The sequence below is a fragment of the Microbacterium sp. A20 genome, from assembly GCF_004794515.1.
Lineage (GTDB): Bacteria > Actinomycetota > Actinomycetes > Actinomycetales > Microbacteriaceae > Microbacterium.
In genome coordinates this window covers 79,198-97,757 of the sequence record NZ_SSDF01000072.1, presented here as the reverse complement: position 1 = coordinate 97,757, position 18,560 = coordinate 79,198, and the positions used below count along the sequence as shown (strand labels likewise).

Sequence of the window (18,560 nt, the reverse complement as noted above, 5' to 3'; positions counted from 1 at the left end):
CGCAGGTCAGAGCAGTTCGAGGTTGCTCTTCAGCTCGAACGGGGTGACCTGGCCGCGGTAGGCCTCCCATTCCTTGCGCTTGTTGAGCAGCACGTAGTTGAAGACCTGCTCCCCCAGCGTCTCGGCGACGAGCTCGGACGCCTCCATGTACTCGAGGGCGTGATCGAGGCTCGCGGGCAGCGCCTCGTATCCCAGTGCACGCCGCTCGGCGTCACTCAGCGACCACACGTTGTTCTCCGCCTCGGGCGGCAGCTCGTAGCCCTCCTCGATGCCCTTGAGTCCTGCCGCGAGCAGCAGCGCGTACGCGAGGTACGGGTTCGAGGCGGAGTCGATGCCGCGGTACTCGACGCGCGACGACTGACTCTTGTTCGGCTTGTACATCGGCACGCGGATGAGGGCCGAGCGGTTCGCATGCCCCCAGGTGACGAAGCTCGGTGCCTCGTCGCCTCCCCAGAGCCGCTTGTAGGAGTTCACGAACTGGTTCGTGACGGCGGAGATCTCGTTCGCGTGTCGCAAAAGACCCGCGATGAAGTGTCGACCGGTCTTGGAGAGCTGATACTTCGCGCCCTCCTCGTAGAAGGCGTTCTGGTCGCCCTCGAAGAGCGACATGTGGGTGTGCATGCCGCTGCCGGGCTGATCGCTGAGCGGCTTCGGCATGAACGTCGCGTAGACGCCCTGCTCGATCGCCACCTCCTTGATCACCGTGCGGAAAGTCATGATGTTGTCGGCCGTGGTGAGGGCATCCGCATAGCGGAGGTCGATCTCGTTCTGGCCGGGTCCACCCTCGTGGTGGCTGAACTCGACGGAGATGCCGAGGTCTTCGAGCATCCGCACCGACCGGCGACGGAAGTCGTGGGCCGTTCCACCGGGAACGTTGTCGAAGTAACCGGCCGAGTCGACCGGGACGGGACCGTCGGGTCCGAACGACGACGACTTGAGCAGGTAGAACTCGATCTCGGGGTGCGTGTAGAACGTGAACCCGGCATCCGCGGCCTTCGCGAGCGTGCGCTTGAGCACGTGCCGCGGGTCGGCCACCGCCGGCTGACCGTCGGGCGTCGTCAGGTCGCAGAACATCCGCGCCGTCGGATCGATCTCGCCGCGCCACGGCAGCGTCTGGAACGTCGTCGGATCCGGCTGCGCGAGCAGGTCCGACTCGTAGGTGCGCGTCAGTCCCTCGATGGCCGAGCCGTCGAACCCGATGCCCTCAGCGAATGCACCCTCGACCTCGGCCGGAGCGATCGCCACGGACTTGAGGGTGCCGATCACGTCGGTGAACCACAGTCGCACGAACTTGACGCCGCGCTCCTCGATCGTCCGGAGGACGAAGTCCCTCTGCTTGTCCATGGCTACTCTGCGCCCTGGCCCTTTGCGTCGCCCGCGTTCTGAGAGCCCTTGACGTCCCAGCCCTGCTCCACGGCTTCCTCCTCGGCCCAGGCGCGCGAGCGCTCCTGGAGCACCTCGGGCGCACGGCGGGCTTCGGCCTCCGTGTCGAAGGGCCCGATCCGGTCGATGGAGGGCGAGATCATGCCGAACTCGACCTCGCCGGTCTCGGAGTTGTACCAGTACTTGTGGTCACCGTCAGACATGCCTGTCCCTTCTTCACGTGATGTCATCGATCCTACTGGCGTGCACCGCTGTCGCTAAGCTATCGCCCATGGCAAAAGCGATCGGCGTCGACATCGGCGGCACGGGAATCAAAGCAGGAATCGTCGACCTCGAGCACGGAATCATGGCATCCGACCGGGTGCGTGTCCCCACTCCTGAAGGCGCATCGCCGCAGGATGTCCTGAACGCCGTGCAGACCGTTCTGAAGACTCTCGACGTGCACGACTCGACCCTCCCGCTCGGTGTCGCCTTCCCGGCGATCGTCAAGCGCGGCAAGACGCTCTCCGCGGCGAACGTGTCGAAGGAATGGATCGACTTCGATGCGGAGCGCTTCTTCCGCGACGGCCTCGGCCGCAACATCGTGTTCGTGAACGACGCGGATGCCGCCGGCGTCGCCGAGGCTCGCCACGGAGCGGCCAGGGACGTGCGCGGTTTCACCCTGCTGACGACCCTGGGCACCGGCATCGGCTCGGCCTTCCTCTACGACGGCGTGCTGTTGCCGAACACCGAGCTGGGCCACCTCAACTTCGGTGAGTACGAGTCCGTCGAGACGTACGCCGCGACCTCGGCGCGCGAGCGTGAGGGTCTCAGCTGGGCCGCGTGGGCGGAGCGCCTGCAGGCGTTCTACTCGCACATCGAGTTCCTGTTCAGCCCCGACCTGTTCGTGGTCGGCGGCGGCGTCTCGAAGAACGCCGGGGACTTCCTCCCGCTGCTCGACCTCAAGACCCCGATCGTCCCGGCGATCCACCGCAACAACTCGGGCATCATCGGCGCGGCATCTCTCGCCGGCGACTGAGATACCACCACTCCTGACGAGGAAGGCCCCGATGACTGTGATGTCATCGGGGCCTTCTGCTGTCTGCGCGAGACGATCGTCGATGCGACGACACTGTTGGGTATGGGCGTGCCGCGGGCAGGGATCGGACTGGTCGCGGTCGCTGTCGCGTCTGTTCTCGGGCTCGGCGGGTGCGCTGGACCGGGACAAGCAATAGACGCCACCGAGGCGTCGACCGGGTGGAGTCAGGTGGACGATTTCCCCTTGCCTGCGCGGACGCTGACGACTCTCGCCTGGTCTGGTTCGGAGGTGTTCGTGGTGGGAGGTGGCACCGGGCGGGCGTGTCCGCCGAACGCGGACTGCGAGTGGGGAGAGTTCGCTCGAGACGGTGCCGCGTTCGACCCGGTGCTGGGCACGTGGCGAGTGCTGCGCGAGGCCCCCATCGACATCCCACCGTCACCGGCTGCGTTCGCTGGCGGACGGTTGTTCATCTCGGTCACCCGCGGGTCTTCCGGATCCGTCCTTCTTGCGTACGACGTGGGGGCGGATCGGTGGGACACGTTGGATGCGCCCGACTCGGTGCCACGCACATTGCTAGCTGATGGTGATCGAGTCCTCTTCCTATCTGGTTCCGATGAGCACGGTACTTCGGCAGATCTGGTGCTGGACGCGATATCGGGCCGATGGTCAGAACTTCCCCCTGACCCCCTCGGTCTCACGTTCGACCGACTGATCACCCCGACACCGACGGGTCTGGTCCTGACGGCCAAAGAGCTTGTCCCCAGTCCGGGCTCCGATGAACCCGCTCTCACGATCGCGGCGCTCTATGACAGGGCGTCGGGCCGATGGGCGCGATTGCCGGACACACGGCAGATCGGCGGGTGGACCTGGATGTGGACGGGCAGCCGTCTCGTGGACCCGCACCTCGGCGGCGCTGACGGTGGCGAGGCGGGGAGTTGGGGACGAACATATCCGTACGGCGGATCGATGACCCTGCCGGATGGATCCTGGTCGCCTTTGACCGATCCGCCGGCGCCCCTGCAGGACGCTTGGATCTCCGAGGTGATCTCGTCCGGACGGTTCGCGCTCAGCGGCGGTTATCTCTACGACGGTGAACGGGACAGCTGGACCGTCCTGGGGCGACCGGATGGCGCAGCACTCGCGGCCGGCCCTGCCCTGTGGGCAGACGAGAAGCTGATCGTTCTCGGTGGAGCCGACTGGGCGAGTTCAGGTGGAGCAGCCAGCCAGACGACGTGGATGTACACACCGCCTGCGTGACGGCATGATCCTGCGCGCCGGCGACGACAGTGGTCCGGACGAACACCCGTCAAATTGTGCTGTGCGAATGGGCCGACCTGTACGCCGGGTTCTGTTCCGGGGTTCTTCGCCCCTTCGACGGCCATCTCTCTCGGCGACACGTTGCCGTGGCACTCTAGCGGTCTACCCGAGGACTCGGCGAGCCGCGTCATCATCCTCTGTCTGACCTTGCTCCGGACGAGGTTTACCTGGCGGGCCATGTCACCATGGCCCCCGGTGGTCTCTTACACCACCCTTTCACCCTTACCCCTTGCGGGGCGGTCTACTCTCTGTGGCACTTTCTCGCGGATTGCTCCGGGTGGGCGTTACCCACCGTCCTGCCCTGAGGAGCCCGGACGTTCCTCGGTGCGGTCACCCGCCACGCGGCCGTCCAGTCGACCCATTCGCACTCCCAGTCTACTTCTCGGGAGGTCATTCCTACTTCTCGGCGGACTCTGCGATCCGGAGGTCCAGGGGCACGTCGATCGGGAACGAGCCGAAGAGACGGGTCGTCGCGACGGCGGCCGCCTCGCGGACGGCGTCGGCAGCAGTCTCAGCGTGTTCCTGCGGCACGTGCAGGATGACCTCGTCGTGAAGGAAGAACGCCAGGTGCGGTGCCTGCGCGAAGGGAGCGGATGCTGCGGCCGTGGTGTACCCCTCGGGGATCTGCCGCAGGCGATGACGGATCTCGGCGAGCCAGATCAGCGACCACTCCGCGGCCGTGCCCTGCACGACGAAGTTCCGGGTGAACCGCCCCCAGTCGCGGGCCCGGCGGCGGGCGAGTGCCACGACCGCCGGATCGGCATCGGCGCCGGTGGCATCCGCCTGCAGACGCATCCACTCCACCGAAGGTCGGGGTGACGACCGGCCGAGCCAGGTGGACACGATGCCGCCGTCCTCGCCCGTGCGCGCCGCCGCATCGACGAGTGCCATGGCGCGCGGATAGACCTTCCTCAGACGCGGGACGAGCCGCCCGCTGTCACCGGTCGTGGCACCGTACATCGCCCCGAGGACGGCGTACTTCGCCTCCTCCCGCGTGGCGACTGCTCCGGAGGCGACGACACCGGCGTAGAGATCGCTCCCCCGCGCCGCCCGGGCCATCGCCTCATCCGAGGCCATGGCCGCGAGCATCCGCGGCTCCAGCTGCGCGACATCCGCCACGATGAGAGTCCATCCGGGGTCGGCCCGCACCGCGGGGCGCAGACTCCGCGGAAGCTGAAGCGCGCCTCCGCCGGCAGAGGCCCAGCGCCCGGTGACCACGCCGCCGGGGATGTACACGGGACGGAAGCGACCTTCGTGCACCCACTCGGCGAGCCAGGCCCAGCCGTTGGCGCTGAGCAGACGGGAGAGCTTCTTGTATGCGAGCAGCGGTTCGACGACCGGGTGATCGTGCTCGGCGAGCTCCCACCGGCTCGTGGACTCCACCTGCACTCCGACGCGATGCAGCGCTCTGAGCAGTTTCTGCTGACTGTCCAGATGCAGTGAGGGGTCGCCGAGGAGCTCCCGCACCCGATCGCCGAGCTCGACCATGCGGCTCGGCGTCCCGCCGGCGACCGGGCGGGTGCCCAACGTTTCGGTCAGGATCGCATCGTGCACGCCCTCGTCCCAGGGCAATCCCGCGGCCCGCATCTCCTCCGCGATGAGTCCGCCCGCCGACTCCGCCGCGCACAGCAGCGTGAGGCGTCCATCCGGCGCTGCGGCCATCACTTCGCGCTGGGCTCGGTACTGATCGAGCATCGTGCCGATCGGATCGTCTCCGCTCGCGTCATCGAACACGTCGAACAGCGACGGCGCGGCAACGGTCGGTTCGCGCCGTTCCCACTCGTGCGCTCCCGGAAGCGGGGTGGGCACGGCGGAGGTGTCGCGCAGGATCGCGTGGCACAGCACCAGATCGTGACTGCGAGAGATGCGGACGCCGTCGCCGAGAAGGAAGGCATAGGTCTCCGCAGCGGTGCGAATGATCCACCGCGGAGCATCGGCGTCTTCGGCGGAGCGGACCCACCCCGGGAGCTCCTCGGCACGCAGAGACGTACGGTTCTGCTCCTCGTCATCCGCGTCGAGCTCGATCGCGACATACTCCTGCGGACCGACGGAGATGAGCGCGATTCGTCGTTCGATGCCCGACGCCGGCGCTGTCATCGGTGGCGGGCGCAGGCACCGCTCATGCGAGCCCGGATTCCTCGGTGCGCACGAGGATGCAGCCGCACTCGGGGCAGGAGACCACGAGGTCGTCCGCCGCGCGGCGGATGTCGTTCAGATCGGTGCTGGGAAGCAGGATGCGGCAGCCCTCGCAGGTGCCGCGGGTGAGAAGTGCGGCGCCGGCACTGTTCGTCGCGCGACGCGCGTACTCGGCCAGGAGTTCCGGCGAGACGCCCTCGGCCACGGCTGCCCGATCGCGGGCGAGCTGCGCTCCCAATTCGGTCGCCGCGGCGACATCGGCCTTGGCCTGCGCGGTCAGGGCCGACCCCTCGGAAGTGGTCGTCTCGAGGAGCGCCTGCTGTGCTGCGACCGCGGCCTCTGCCTCTTCGAGCCGTCCCATGACGTCGAGCTCGGCATCTTCGAGGTCGCTCTGCCGCCGGGCGAGGCTGGCGAGCTCGTGCTCGAGCGCCTGCGCGTCTTTCGAGTTGGTCGATGCGGCGAGTCGTTCGGCGTCACGGTTGCGTCGCGCCTCGACCACGGCCACATCGGACTCCAGCCGCTTCAGCTCGGTGCGCACGTCGTCGCGGGTACCGGTGAGTGTCGTGAGCTCGCGGAGCTGCTCCTGACGGATGGAGACGAGCTCGGTGATCCGCCCCGCCTGGCTCGGCTTGGTGCGGGCGCGCTCGGCCTGCGCGATGCGCCGGTCGAGGTCGGCGATGTCGAGCAGGGTGCGCTGGTTCTCGGGGCTGGCGTTCACGCTCTCAAATCTAGTCGCTGCGGCGACATCCGCCCGTCAGCGCACGTCGCCGTCGACGTAGTACCACTGCCGATCCTCGCGGACGAAGCGGCTGCGCTCATGCAGAGACCCTCGCTCGGTGCCCTGGCTCCAGAGGGCCTCGAACTCCACGACACCCTGGTCGTCGAACGGACCGCCGGCCAGACGATCGAGCACCAGCAGTCGCCGCCATTCGAGATCCGGCTCGAAGTCGATCGTGCGCGGTCTCGACGTCGGGTGCCATGTGCGCAGCAGGTGCGTCGCGTCGCGCAGACCGAACGCCGTGTACCGCGACCTCATCAGGCGCTCGGCGGTCGGAGCCGGCGCGCCCTGCAGCAGCGGACCGCAGCAGGATCCGAACACATCGCCCGACGAGCACGGGCATCGCGCCGCATCCTCGATCACGATGTCATCCGACGCCATGTCCGCCTCCGCTGTCATTCCCCCAGCGTACGCTCGGAGGAAACGCACCGGAGGAGTCACGATGACCACTGTCCCCACCTTCACCGCCCACAACGGCTTCGCCCTCCCGGCGATCGGGCTCGGCACGTATGCGCTCAACGGCGATGCCGGAGCAGATGCCGTCGCCGGGGGCATCGGAGCGGGATACCGCCTCATCGACACGGCCTTCAACTACGAGAACGAGGGATCGGTCGGCCGAGGCGTCGCCGCGTCCGGCGTCGACCGCTCGGAGATCATCGTCACCACGAAACTGCCCGGACGCCACCACCCATCCGCGAAGGCGCGCACCAGCATCGAGGAGAGCCGTTCGCGCCTCGGGCTCGACGCGACGGACCTGCACCTCATCCACTGGCCGAACCCGAGCCAGGACGAGTACGTCCAGGCGTGGGCAGCACTCGTCGATGCGCAGGCGCGTGGGGTGGTGCGGCAGATCGGCGTCTCGAACTTCCTGCCGGAGCACCTGGAGCGCATCGAGCGCGAGACCGGCGTGCGCCCCGTCGTCAACCAGATCGAGGTGCACCCGTACTTCCCGCAGGAGGAGCAGCTCGCGTACCACCGCGAGCACGGCATCCTCACCGAGGCGTGGAGCCCTCTCGGGCGTGCCAAGGAGCTGCTCGACGAGGCGGTGATCCATGAGGTCGCCGCAGCGCACGGTGCGACCCCGGCGCAGACGGTCCTCGCGTGGCACGTCGCCCGGGGCACGGTGTCGATCCCCAAGGCGTCGTCGCGGGAGCACCAGGAGGCGAACCTCGCGGCGGCCGAGATCGTGCTCGATGACGCCGAGGTGTCTGCGATCACCGCACTCGGACGCCCCGACGGCCGGCTGTTCGACGCCGACCCGAGGACCCACGAGGAGTCCTGACCGGCGTCGGGTCAGACGTTCTGGGTCCCCAGCACCCGCAGGAACTCGAGTTTGCTCGCTGCCTCGCTGCCCGGCGCCGCCGTGAGCACGATGAGCGCCTGCGACTCGTCTTCGGTGAAGAGCGCCTGACAGTCGACCTCGATCTCACCGAGCTCGGGGTGCACCATGACCTTGTGCTGCTCGAACCGGCGGCTCACCTCATGCGCGTCCCACAGCTCGACGAACTCCGGGCTGCGGGCCGTCAGCTCTGCGACGATTTCACCCGCTCGTGATCGAGCCCCCATCACGCCGTGGGCCGCACGCAGCGACCCGACGAGCGCGCGTGCCTGTCGGGGGTGATCGACCTCGCGATACCGGCGCCGCTCATCGTCCGGATAGGCGAACCACCGGTAGATGCCGCTGCGGTCGAGCCCGGTGAGCGCGCTCGCGTCGCCCACGAGCGCGCGGGAGGCATCGTTCTGCACGAGCACCTCGTCGAGCAGCGAGACGACGAAGGCGGGGGTGTCGTGCAGTCGATCGAGCACGCGCAGGATGCCGGGCCGCACATAGTCGGTCACGCGGGCGCGGTCAGGAGCACTGTGTCCGCAGAGCCGGAACAGGTAGTCGCGCTCGTCTTCGGTCAGCCGCAGCGCACGGGCGAGCGAGGTGAGGATCTGCACGCTGGGCTGCGGTCCTCGCCGCTGTTCGAGGCGCGTGTAGTAATCGGTCGACATCATCGCCAGCTGGGCCACCTCCTCGCGGCGCAGCCCCGCGGTACGACGGCGCGCGCCCGTGGAGAGCCCCACGTCTGCAGGGGTCAGTGACTCCCTCCGACGGAGGAGGAACTCGGCGAGAGCATCACGATCCATTCCTGAAGTATCCACCGGCATCGGCGCACGTTCCAGGGACCGCCGATCCCTGGATGACCGCTCTCTGGAGCAGCAGCCGGGCGGCGCCGAGGCTGGGGACATGAACATCAGCGGAAACACCATCTTCATCCCCGGTGCGACCAGCGGCATCGGGCTCGCGCTCGCCGTGCGCCTCCACGACCGTGGCAACACGGTGATCGTGGGCGGGCGTCGCCAGGACCGCCTCACGGCGATCGCCACCGAACATCCCGGCATCCACACGGTGCGGATCGACACGGCGGATGCGGGCAGCATCGACGACGCGTCACGCACGGTACTCGCCGAGCACCCCGAACTGAACGTGCTCATCACGATGGCCGGTGTCATGCGCACCGAGGACTGGACAGCCCCGTCGAGCTTCCTCGCCACGGCTGAGGAGACGGTCACCACGAACATCCTCGGGCCGATCCGCCTCATCGCCGCTTTCATCGAGCACCTGCGCGCGCAGCCGGACGCGACGATCATGACGGTCTCTTCCGGACTCGCCTTCGCCCCTCTCCGGGTGACGCCCACGTACAACGCGAGCAAGGCCGCGATCCACATGCTCAGCGAATCTCTGCGCCTGCAGCTCGCGGATACGACGGTGTCGGTTCTCGAGCTGGAACCGCCGGCGGTGCGCACCGCCCTCATGCCCGGGCATGAGGAGAACGAGGCCGCGATGCCGCTCGACGAGTTCATCGACGAGGTGATGGGGCTGTTCGAGTCGCAACCGGATGCGGCGGAGATCCAGGTCGAGCGCGTGAAGTTCCTCCGGTACGGCGAAGCCCGGGGTGACTACGACCAGGTCGTCGCCACCCTCAACCGCACGGATCCGCACGGCCGGTGAGAGCGAGAGGCACCGGTTCGCGCCGGTGCCTCTCAGCGGCGCAGATCCGCGGCGGCCGCCTGCAGCGCATCCGCCGACTGGCGCAGCAGCGCCAGCTCGTCGCTCGAGAACGAGGTGTTCCGGATCGGAACCGCACCCTTCGCGCTCACGATCGAGGGGACGGACAGAGCGACGCCGTCGAGTCCGTGGAAGTCGCGCAGCACGGTGCTCACGGGCATCACCGCGTGCTCGTCGCGGAGGATCGCCTCGACGATCCGCGCACTGGACAGACCGATCGCGTAATTGGTCGCGCCCTTGCCCTGGATGACCTTGTATGCGGCATCGCGCACGTCGACCGCGATGTCCTGCAGCTCATCGAGGGTGAATCGCGGGTGGTCCGGCGTCTCCCACTCCAGGATCGGGACCGTGCCGATGGTCGCGCGCGACCACAGCGGGAACTCCGTGTCGCCGTGCTCACCGATGATGTACGCGTGCACGCTGGCGGTCGACACTCCGGCGCGCTCCCCCAGCTTCCAGCGCAGTCGGGAGGTGTCGAGCACAGTGCCTGACGCGAAAATCCGCTCCGGCGGGAGCCCGGTCTCCTCCTGCGCGATCACGGTCAGCACGTCGCAGGGGTTGGTGACGATCACGTAGATCGCGTTCGGCGCGACCTCGAGCAGATCCGGCATCATGCGGCGGATGATGCCCGCGTTCACCTCGGCGAGCTCGATGCGGGTCTGACCCGGTTTCTGCTTCGCCCCGGCGGTGATCACCACGACGTGCGAGCCCGCCGCCACCGAGATGTCGCTTCCCCCGATGATGTCGCTCGAACCGGTGAACTGCGTCCCGTGCGCGAGGTCGAGCACCTCGGCCTCGACCTTCTCGGTCGCGATGTCGTACAGCGCGACGTGGCGCGCCGATCCGCGGATCAGTGCCGCGTAGGCGACACTCGATCCCACGCTTCCCGCGCCGACGACCGTGAGCTTCGAGTTCTCGATGATCTCCATGCGCTCAGTCTTGCAGTGGAGGGTCCCGCTCCGGGAGTGGTGGTCCCGTGAGAACCTCAGAGCGCCGCCGCGACGGCGGCAGCCGCGGTCGCGTGCGCGAACCGGAACCCCGTGCGCTCCAGCACCTGGGGACGTACGTCCGCGTCCGGCAGCAGCAGCGACTCCGCGGCGTCGCCGAGCGCGAGGCGGAGCGCCCACGCCGGTGCCGGGAGCCAGAACGGACGGTGCATGCGGGTGGCGAGGGCACGGCCGATGTCGTTGGCGGACGCCGGTGCGGGTCCGGTCAGGTTCACGGGTCCGGTGATCTTGTGATCGAGCACATGACGAATCGCTGCCACCTCGTCATCGAGCGAGATCCACGGCCACATCTGCGTCCCTCGTCCGAGCGGACCGGAGACGCCGAACCGAGTCAGCTGGATGAGGGGCTTGAGGACGCCGCGCCGGTGGATGACCGGGGCCGTGCGCAGCAGTGCGACCCGGGTGTGGTCCTCGGCCTGACGGGCCTCGGCCTCCCAGCGCACCGTGAGGTCCGCCAAGAAGGTCTGACCGGCGGCGGAGTCCTCCGTGAGGATCTCGCCCGGGGCGGAGCCGTAGTAGCCCACGGCGGATGCCGAGACGAGTGCGGGGGCGTCGGACCGCAGGGAACGGAGAGCGGTCGTGATCGTCCTGGTCGCCTGCAGACGCGAGTCGACCAACTCACGACGGTAGCGCTTGGTCCACGGCAGACGGCCGACGCTGGCACCACCCAGTGCGACGATCGCTTCGGCTCCGGCGAGGACGTCCGGATCGAGGGCGCGCTCCCCCGGTTCCCATTGCGTCTCGTTCTCCGCTCGCGGAGCGCGTCGGACGAGAGTCGTCACCTCGATTCCGTCAGCGCGGAGCGAAGACACGAGCGCTGAACCGATCAGTCCCGATGCTCCGCTGATGACGATGCGTCGCGCCACGTGTGAGACCTCCCCGTCCCTCGATCATCGAGTCTTGCCGTGCATCCGAGGGTACGCGCTGGAGACGCGAGCGCCCGCAGGCCTTGCGCTGAGGACTCGGTCGAGGTAGGTCGCTCCTCGCTGCGAGGAGTCAATCAGCCCGTCGGTAGTGCGTCATGATCGCCCCGTTGCGGAGCGGAGTCGCGGAAACCAACTCGAGTCGCCGAGTACTCGGCAGACCGGCCTCGAAAAGGGTCGGGCCGTGCCCGGCGATCCGCGGATGGACCAGGAACCGGTACTCGTCGATCAGGTCCAGCCGGTCGAGTTCGGTCGCCAGCGAGGCGCTGCCGAGAAGCACTCCGGCCGGCGTGTCGTCCTTGAGCTTCTGCACGCCCTCGCGCAGATCACCGATGATGCGGTGGCTGTTGGCCCAGGGGAAGTCCTCGCGGGTGGATGACACCACGTACTTGGGCTTGGCGTCGAGCTTGACCGCCCACTCGCGCATCGTGGCGTCCGCTTCCACGTCTCCGCGGGCGACCGCCGGCCAGGCGCTCTCCATCATCTCGTAGGTGGTGCGCCCCCAGAGCATCGCGCCAGCTTCATCCAGGAGCCGCGTGAAGAGGGGATGAGTCTCCTCATCGGCGATCCCCTCCCGATGATCGACGCAGCCGTCGAGGGTGACGTTGATGCAGAAGGTCAGGGTACCCATGCGGGGAGCCTAGGACTGCAGGGCGGCGACCACCAGGGGTCGCGGTGAGGATGTGGGCCCTGCCGGGATCGAACCGACGACATCCACGGTGTAAACGTGGCGCTCTACCAGCTGAGCTAAAGGCCCTGGTGCACCCAGTGTATCGGCCACCCGATGCGCACCCGTGTCGTAGAAGAGGGATAGGCTGATTGCGGCGCGCGTTGTGCACAGCTGACAAGGCTGCCCGTGTCGCTTCCCGTTTCCTTGGCATGACCTGCCAGCTTGACGAAAGGTTCGCCCCGTGACCGTGCACGACCAGGATCCTTATTCCCAGGGCCCCCTCGACAGCGATCCGGAGGAGACCGGCGAGTGGCAGCAGTCCCTCGATGAGCTGGTCGATGCCAAGGGGCACGGCCGAGGCCGCGAGATCATGCTCAGCTTGCTCAAGCGCTCGAAGGAGCTGCACCTGGGCGTGCCGATGGTCCCGACGACGGACTACATCAACACCATCGCTCCCGAGAACGAGCCCGAGTTCCCCGGTGACGAGGAGATCGAGCGCCGCTACCGCGCCTGGATCCGGTGGAACGCCGCCATCACGGTGCACCGTGCCCAGCGCCCTGGTATCGGCGTCGGCGGTCACATCTCGACCTACGCCTCGTCGGCGGCTCTGTACGAAGTCGGCTTCAACCACTTCTTCAAGGGTGCCGACAACCCCGGCGGTGCGGACCAGATCTTCATCCAGGGGCACGCCTCCCCCGGCACCTACGCCCGCTCCTTCCTCGAAGGACGCCTGAGCGAGGACCAGCTCGACGGCTTCCGCCAGGAGAAGTCGCACGCGCCGCACGGCATCCCGTCCTACCCGCACCCGCGCCTGATGCCGGACTACTGGCAGTTCCCGACCGTGTCGATGGGCCTCGGCCCGATCAACGCGATCTACCAGGCGATGTCGAACAAGTACCTCGAGAACCGCGGCATCAAGGACACGTCCCAGTCGCACGTCTGGGCGTTCCTGGGCGACGGCGAGATGGACGAGGTCGAGAGCCGCGGCCAGCTGCAGGTCGCCGCCAACGAGGGTCTCGACAACCTGACCTTCGTCGTCAACTGCAACCTGCAGCGCCTCGACGGCCCGGTGCGCGGCAACGGCAAGATCGTCCAGGAGCTGGAGTCGTTCTTCCGCGGCGCCGGCTGGAACGTCATCAAGGTCGTCTGGGGCCGTGAGTGGGACGACCTTCTCGCCCGCGACACCGAGGGCGCTCTGCTCAACCTGATGAACGTCACCCCCGACGGTGACTACCAGACGTACAAGGCCGAGTCCGGCGCATACGTCCGCGAGCACTTCTTCGGCCGCGACGAGCGCGCAGCCGCCCTCGTCAAGGACTACTCCGACGACGACATCTGGAACCTCAAGCGCGGTGGCCACGACTACCGCAAGGTCTACGCCGCGTTCAAGGCAGCTACCGAGCACAAGGGCAAGCCCACCGTCATCCTCGCGAAGACCGTCAAGGGCTACGGCCTCGGTCCGCACTTCGAGGGCCGCAACGCGACCCACCAGATGAAGAAGATGACGCTGGACAACCTCAAGACGTTCCGCGACGCGATGCACATCCCGATCACGGACGCGCAGCTCGAGGAGAACCCGTACCTGCCCCCGTACTACAACCCGGGACCCCAGGACGAGACGATCCAGTACATGCTCGAGCGCCGTCAGGCACTCGGCGGCTACCTGCCGGAGCGCCGCTCGACGCACGTCGGCCTGTCGCTGCCGGACGACACCGCATATGCGCTTCCCAAGAAGGGTTCCGGCACGCAGGAGATCGCCACCACGATGGCGTTCGTCCGTCTGCTCAAGGACCTGCTGCGTTCGAAGGACTTCGGCCACCGCATCGTGCCGATCATCCCCGACGAGGCGCGCACGTTCGGCATGGATGCGTACTTCCCCTCGGCGAAGATCTACAACCCGAACGGCCAGCACTACACGTCGGTCGACCGTGAGCTGCTCCTCGCCTACAAGGAGAGCCCGCAGGGCCAGATCGTGCACGTCGGCATCAACGAGGCCGGCGCACTCGCGGCCTTCACCGCCGCCGGAACCTCCTACGCCACGCATGGCGAGCCCCTCATCCCGGTCTACATCTTCTACTCGATGTTCGGCTTCCAGCGCACGGGCGACGCTCAGTGGGCTGCCGGAGACCAGATGGCCCGCGGCTTCATCATGGGCGCCACCGCCGGTCGCACCACCCTCACCGGTGAAGGCCTCCAGCACGCCGACGGCCACTCGCACCTGCTCGCCGCCACCAACCCGGCGACGATCTCGTACGACCCGGCTTACGGCTACGAGATCGCGCACATCGTGCGCTCCGGTCTCGAGCGCATGTACGGCGGCAACCACGAAGACCCGAACGTGATGTACTACATCACGCTCTACAACGAGCCTCTCGTGATGCCCGCCGAGCCGGAGGACGTGGACGTGGACGGCATCGTCCGCGGCATCCACCGCGTCTCGGTCGGCGAGGGCGAGGGCCACCGCGCACAGCTGTTCGCGTCGGGTGTCGGACTCCCCTGGGCTCTCGAGGCCCAGGAGCTGCTGAAGAACGACTGGGGCGTGATCGCCGACGTGTGGTCGGTCACCTCCTGGACCGAGCTGCGCCGCGACGGCCTCGCCGCCGACGAGCACAACTTCCTGCACCCCGAAGCCGAGCCGCGCACCGCGTACCTCACTCAGAAGCTCCAGGGCGCCGAAGGTCCGGTCGTCGCGGTCAGCGACTTCATGCACGCCGTGCAGGACCAGATCCGCCCGTGGGTCCCGAACCGCTTCGCCACGCTCGGCGCCGATGGCTTCGGCTTCTCGGACACCCGCGCAGCCGCTCGTCGCTTCTTCAAGATCGACGGCCCGTCGATCGTGGTCCGCACGCTGCAGTCGCTCGCCGAAGACGGCAAGGTCGACCGCTCGCTCGCGGCTCAGGCGATCGAGAAGTACCGTCTGCACGATGTGAACGCCGGAACCAGCGGCAACGCGGGCGGCGAAAGCTGAGCCCTCGGTGACAGGTTCTTCTCCTTCCGGCATGGACAAGGCCGCGACGCTCACCTGGCTGCGCCGGATCTCCGGTGATATCGCCTCGGTGACGATCAAGCGCCTGGAGGACACCCTCCCGTGGTACGCCGACATGCCACCAGCCCGCCGCTCCGCGGTCGGGCTGGTGGCCCAGGCGGGTATCACGTCGTTCATCCAGTGGTACGAAGACCCCACCTCCACGCCATGGATCGCGGCCGATATCTTCGCTGCGGCTCCGCGTGAGCTGCTGCGGAGCGTCAGCCTCCAGCAGACGCTCCAGCTGATCCGGGTGACCGTCGAGGTCACCGAGGAACGCGTCGCCGGCAGAGGCAACGATCTCCGCGAGGCGATCCTGCTCTACTCGCGCGATGTCGCCTTCGCCGCGGCCGACGTGTACGCGAGGGCCGCCGAGGCGCGCGGCCTGTGGGACGCCCGGCTCGAAGCCCTCGTCGTCGACTCCATCCTCACCGGCGAAGCCGACGAGGAACTGCCGAGCCGCATCGCGGCACTCGGCTGGCACGGCCACGGCGAGGTCGCCGTCCTGGTCGGCACCACACCCCCGCAGTTCGATGTGGATCTCGTCCGCCGAACCGCCAGGAAGCTCGCCGTCGACGTCCTCATCGGTGTGCAGGGCTCTCGACTCGTCCTCGTCCTCGGGCGTGCGCGCGCTGAAGGGGCCGAAGGGGAGGAAGAGGAGCTCGGGTTCCAGGAGATCGCGACCCGACTCGAGCCGTCGTTCGGACCGGGCTACGTCGTGCTCGGCCCTGCCGTCGCGGCCCTCGTCGACGCGAGTCAGAGCGCCCGCGCCGCTCTCGCCGGCTTCGCGGTGGCCCGCGCCTGGCGCAGCGCTCCCCGCCCGGTCGAGGCCGACGACCTGCTCCCCGAGCGAGCCCTCGCCGGCGACCCGCTCGCGAAGCAGACTCTGATCGAGCGCATCTTCCGTCCGTTGCAGGCGCACTCCACAGACCTGGTCACGACGCTCTGGAGCTACCTCGACAACGGCCGCTCCCTCGAGGCGACGGCCCGCGAGCTCTTCGTGCACCCGAACACGGTGCGCTACCGACTCAAGCGCGTGAGCGAGGTCATCGGGTGGGATGCCACCGGTCCCCGCGAGGCGCTCATCCTGCAGACAGCGCTGATCCTCGGCTCGATCGGGACCGCCGAACAGGTGCGGCGACGGGTCCCGCTTCGACGCCCGCAGCGCTGAGACCGGCGGATCTGTACGCCACACACAAGGGTTTCTCGCAATCTTGTGATGGATCATCCACCGCTCCGCCGCAATCGTTGACAGACTGGGTGGGTGATTGTCGTCGTATGCCCAGGTCAGGGCTCGCAGACCCCCGGTTTCCTCGCTCCTTGGCTCGAGCTCGACGGAGTGGCCGAGCGCCTCGCCGCGTACTCGGATGCCGCAGAGGTCGATCTCCGCGAACACGGCACGGTGTCGGATGCCGACACGATCCGCGACACGCGCATCGCGCAACCGCTGATCGTCGCGGCCTCCCTGATCGCCGGTGACGCCCTGGTGCAGAAGGCCGGGCGGCGCGCCGACGGAATCGCCGGACACTCGGTGGGCGAGATCGCGGCGCTCGTCGGGAGCAGCGTGATCGATGCCGAGACAGGCATGCGCCTCGTCGGTATCCGTGGTCGCGCGATGGCCGACGCCGCGGCGCAGGAGCAGACCGGCATGAGTGCAGTCCTCGGCGGCGACGAAGAAGCGCTCCTCGCACGGCTCGCCGAACTCGACCTGTTCCCCGCGAACTACAACGGCGGCGGTCAGATCGTGGTCGCCGGCGCGCTTCCGGCCCTCGCGGCTCTCGCTGAGGATCCTCTCAAGGGCACTCGCGTGATCCCGCTCCAGGTCGCGGGTGCATTCCACACGCGCTACATGGCCTCTGCGGTCTCGGCCCTCCGCGACGCGGTCGCCGACGTCGCGCCCGCGAACCCCGACATCACGCTGTGGACCAATCGTGACGGCTCCGTTGTCGCCGACGGCACACAAGCGCTCAGCTATCTCGTCGACCAGGTCTCCTCCCCCGTGCGCTGGGACCTGTGCATGCAGTCGTTCTCCGACGCCGGGGTCACCGGCGTGATCGAGCTCGCGCCCGCTGGTGCTCTCGTCGGGCTCGCCAAGCGCGGCCTGCGCGGCGTTCCGACCGTCGCAGTGAAGTCCCCTGAAGACCTCGATGCAGCCGTCGCGCTGCTGAACGGAGAAGCCGCATGAGCGTCACCCTCGCCCAGGTCACCGGCCCCGCCTACACGCGCATCTACTCGTACGGTGCCGCCCGTGGCGAGAATGCCGTTCCGAACGAAGACCTGATCGGGCCGATCGACTCCAGCGACGAGTGGATCCGCCAGCGCACCGGCATCATCACCCGTGCCCGGGCCGACAAGGGCACCGACGCCATCGACCTCGCCACCACGGCAGCAGCCGAGGCCATCGAGAAGTCGGGTGTGCCGGCCGACCAGGTCGACCTGGTGATCGTCGCGACCATCAGCAACCCGAAGCAGACCCCGTCGGTCTCGGCGATCGTCGCCGACCGCGTCGGTGCGAACCCCGCCGCTGCCTACGACATCAATGCGGCCTGCGCCGGATACGCCTATGCGATCGCCCAGGCCGACGCGCTGATCAAGGCCGGGGCAGCCCGCTACGCCCTGGTCATCGGCACCGAGAAGCTCTCCGACGTCGTCGACCCGACCGACCGGAGCATCTCCTTCCTCCTCGGCGACGGGGCGGGGGCCGCGCTGATCGGCCCGAGCGAGACACCGGGCATCGCCCCCGCCGTCTGGGGGTCCGACGGCTCCAAGGCCGACGCGGTCGGGATGAACGGCACGCTCACCGACTTCCGCGACGGTGTGGTGCCGTGGCCCACGCTGCGCCAGGAGGGCCCGACGGTCTTCCGCTGGGCCGTCTGGGAGATGGCCAAGGTCGCACGCGAGGCACTGGACAAGGCGGGCGTCGAGCCCTCCGACATCGCGGCCTTCATCCCCCACCAGGCGAACATGCGCATCATCGACGAGTTCGCGAAGCAGCTGAAGCTGCCGGAGACCACGGTGATCGCCCGCGACATCGAGACCACGGGCAACACCTCGGCGGCATCGATCCCGCTGGCGAGTCACCGTCTGATGGCCGAGCACCCCGAGCTCTCCGGCGGTCTCGCGCTGCAGATCGGCTTCGGCGCCGGACTCGTGTTCGCCGCACAGGTCGTCGTCCTTCCCTGAGAATGCGCTGACCTTCTCTAGACTGTTCCACGGTTCCGAATACAACCCGCAAGAAAGAGGAAGACCAC

Annotated in this window: 17 protein-coding genes, 1 tRNA gene and 1 other RNA gene; 8 read left to right on the top strand and 11 right to left on the bottom strand. The window is 68.2% G+C overall.

The window, feature by feature from the left end; all coding sequences use genetic code 11:
• Window positions 1–6: 6 nt before the first annotated feature.
• Window positions 7–1,344: a type I glutamate--ammonia ligase gene (gene glnA, locus DW298_RS08855; protein ID WP_029261804.1), complete on the bottom strand. Its 1,338-nt coding sequence runs from the start codon at window positions 1,342–1,344 to the stop codon at window positions 7–9.
• Between the two features lie 2 nt (window positions 1,345–1,346).
• A complete protein-coding gene (locus DW298_RS08850) occupies window positions 1,347–1,586 on the bottom strand; it encodes an SPOR domain-containing protein (protein WP_136042079.1) in 240 nt (79 codons plus the stop codon).
• A gap of 68 nt (window positions 1,587–1,654) precedes the next feature.
• On the opposite strand from DW298_RS08850, the gene DW298_RS08845 reads away from it, so the two are divergent.
• Complete coding sequence (locus tag DW298_RS08845; RefSeq protein WP_029261802.1) at window positions 1,655–2,401, top strand: ROK family protein; 747 nt, start codon at window positions 1,655–1,657, stop codon at window positions 2,399–2,401.
• Between the two features lie 966 nt (window positions 2,402–3,367).
• Window positions 3,368–3,658 carry a hypothetical protein gene (locus DW298_RS08840; RefSeq protein ID WP_136042078.1) on the top strand — a complete coding sequence of 97 codons (291 nt, stop codon included), beginning with the start codon at window positions 3,368–3,370 and terminating at the stop codon, window positions 3,656–3,658.
• Between the two features lie 64 nt (window positions 3,659–3,722).
• On the opposite strand, the gene rnpB is transcribed toward DW298_RS08840, so the two are convergent.
• The 4 genes from rnpB to DW298_RS08820 form a co-directional block, all read right to left on the bottom strand.
• An RNA gene (gene rnpB / locus DW298_RS08835) (RNase P RNA component class A) lies at window positions 3,723–4,079 on the bottom strand.
• 35 nt (window positions 4,080–4,114) lie between these two features.
• A complete protein-coding gene (locus DW298_RS08830) occupies window positions 4,115–5,815 on the bottom strand; it encodes a bifunctional 3'-5' exonuclease/DNA polymerase (RefSeq protein WP_136042077.1) in 1,701 nt (566 codons plus the stop codon).
• A gap of 22 nt (window positions 5,816–5,837) precedes the next feature.
• The gene (locus DW298_RS08825) at window positions 5,838–6,572 is read right to left on the bottom strand and encodes a C4-type zinc ribbon domain-containing protein (RefSeq protein WP_136042076.1); all 735 of its coding nucleotides are present in this window, start codon (window positions 6,570–6,572) and stop codon (window positions 5,838–5,840) included.
• A gap of 36 nt (window positions 6,573–6,608) precedes the next feature.
• A complete protein-coding gene (locus DW298_RS08820) occupies window positions 6,609–7,031 on the bottom strand; it encodes a YchJ family metal-binding protein (protein WP_136042075.1) in 423 nt (140 codons plus the stop codon).
• A gap of 43 nt (window positions 7,032–7,074) precedes the next feature.
• On the opposite strand from DW298_RS08820, the gene DW298_RS08815 reads away from it, so the two are divergent.
• Complete coding sequence (locus tag DW298_RS08815) at window positions 7,075–7,914, top strand: aldo/keto reductase (protein WP_136042074.1); 840 nt, start codon at window positions 7,075–7,077, stop codon at window positions 7,912–7,914.
• Window positions 7,915–7,925: 11 nt separating this feature from the next.
• On the opposite strand, the gene DW298_RS08810 is transcribed toward DW298_RS08815, so the two are convergent.
• A complete protein-coding gene (locus DW298_RS08810; RefSeq protein ID WP_136042073.1) occupies window positions 7,926–8,762 on the bottom strand; it encodes a helix-turn-helix transcriptional regulator in 837 nt (278 codons plus the stop codon).
• 100 nt (window positions 8,763–8,862) lie between these two features.
• On the opposite strand from DW298_RS08810, the gene DW298_RS08805 reads away from it, so the two are divergent.
• Window positions 8,863–9,627 carry an SDR family NAD(P)-dependent oxidoreductase gene (locus DW298_RS08805; RefSeq protein ID WP_136042072.1) on the top strand — a complete coding sequence of 255 codons (765 nt, stop codon included), beginning with the start codon at window positions 8,863–8,865 and terminating at the stop codon, window positions 9,625–9,627.
• A gap of 32 nt (window positions 9,628–9,659) precedes the next feature.
• On the opposite strand, the gene DW298_RS08800 is transcribed toward DW298_RS08805, so the two are convergent.
• The 4 genes from DW298_RS08800 to DW298_RS08785 all read right to left on the bottom strand — a co-directional run bounded on the left by DW298_RS08800 (window position 9,660) and on the right by DW298_RS08785 (window position 12,371).
• Window positions 9,660–10,613 (bottom strand): L-lactate dehydrogenase, encoded by a 954-nt coding sequence (locus DW298_RS08800; protein ID WP_136042071.1) that lies wholly within the window; start codon window positions 10,611–10,613, stop codon window positions 9,660–9,662.
• 56 nt (window positions 10,614–10,669) lie between these two features.
• The gene (locus DW298_RS08795) at window positions 10,670–11,557 is read right to left on the bottom strand and encodes a TIGR01777 family oxidoreductase (RefSeq protein WP_136042070.1); all 888 of its coding nucleotides are present in this window, start codon (window positions 11,555–11,557) and stop codon (window positions 10,670–10,672) included.
• Between the two features lie 130 nt (window positions 11,558–11,687).
• The gene (locus tag DW298_RS08790) at window positions 11,688–12,245 is read right to left on the bottom strand and encodes a dihydrofolate reductase family protein (RefSeq protein WP_136042069.1); all 558 of its coding nucleotides are present in this window, start codon (window positions 12,243–12,245) and stop codon (window positions 11,688–11,690) included.
• A gap of 53 nt (window positions 12,246–12,298) precedes the next feature.
• A tRNA-Val gene (locus tag DW298_RS08785) sits at window positions 12,299–12,371 on the bottom strand.
• Window positions 12,372–12,525: 154 nt separating this feature from the next.
• Between DW298_RS08785 and aceE the strand changes: the two genes are divergently transcribed.
• The 4 genes from aceE to DW298_RS08765 all read left to right on the top strand — a co-directional run bounded on the left by aceE (window position 12,526) and on the right by DW298_RS08765 (window position 18,492).
• A complete protein-coding gene (aceE, locus tag DW298_RS08780) occupies window positions 12,526–15,252 on the top strand; it encodes a pyruvate dehydrogenase (acetyl-transferring), homodimeric type (RefSeq protein ID WP_136042068.1) in 2,727 nt (908 codons plus the stop codon).
• Between the two features lie 31 nt (window positions 15,253–15,283).
• Window positions 15,284–16,480, top strand: a complete 1,197-nt coding sequence (locus DW298_RS08775) for a helix-turn-helix domain-containing protein (protein ID WP_136042067.1) — start codon at window positions 15,284–15,286, stop codon at window positions 16,478–16,480.
• A gap of 93 nt (window positions 16,481–16,573) precedes the next feature.
• Entirely contained in the window at window positions 16,574–17,494 is a 921-nt protein-coding gene (locus DW298_RS08770) for an ACP S-malonyltransferase (protein ID WP_136042066.1), read from the top strand.
• Window positions 17,491–18,492, top strand: coding sequence for a beta-ketoacyl-ACP synthase III (locus DW298_RS08765; RefSeq protein WP_136042065.1), 1,002 nt, complete (start codon window positions 17,491–17,493; stop codon window positions 18,490–18,492). Before DW298_RS08770 ends, DW298_RS08765 begins: the two co-directional genes overlap by 4 nt.
• Window positions 18,493–18,560 lie beyond the last annotated feature (68 nt).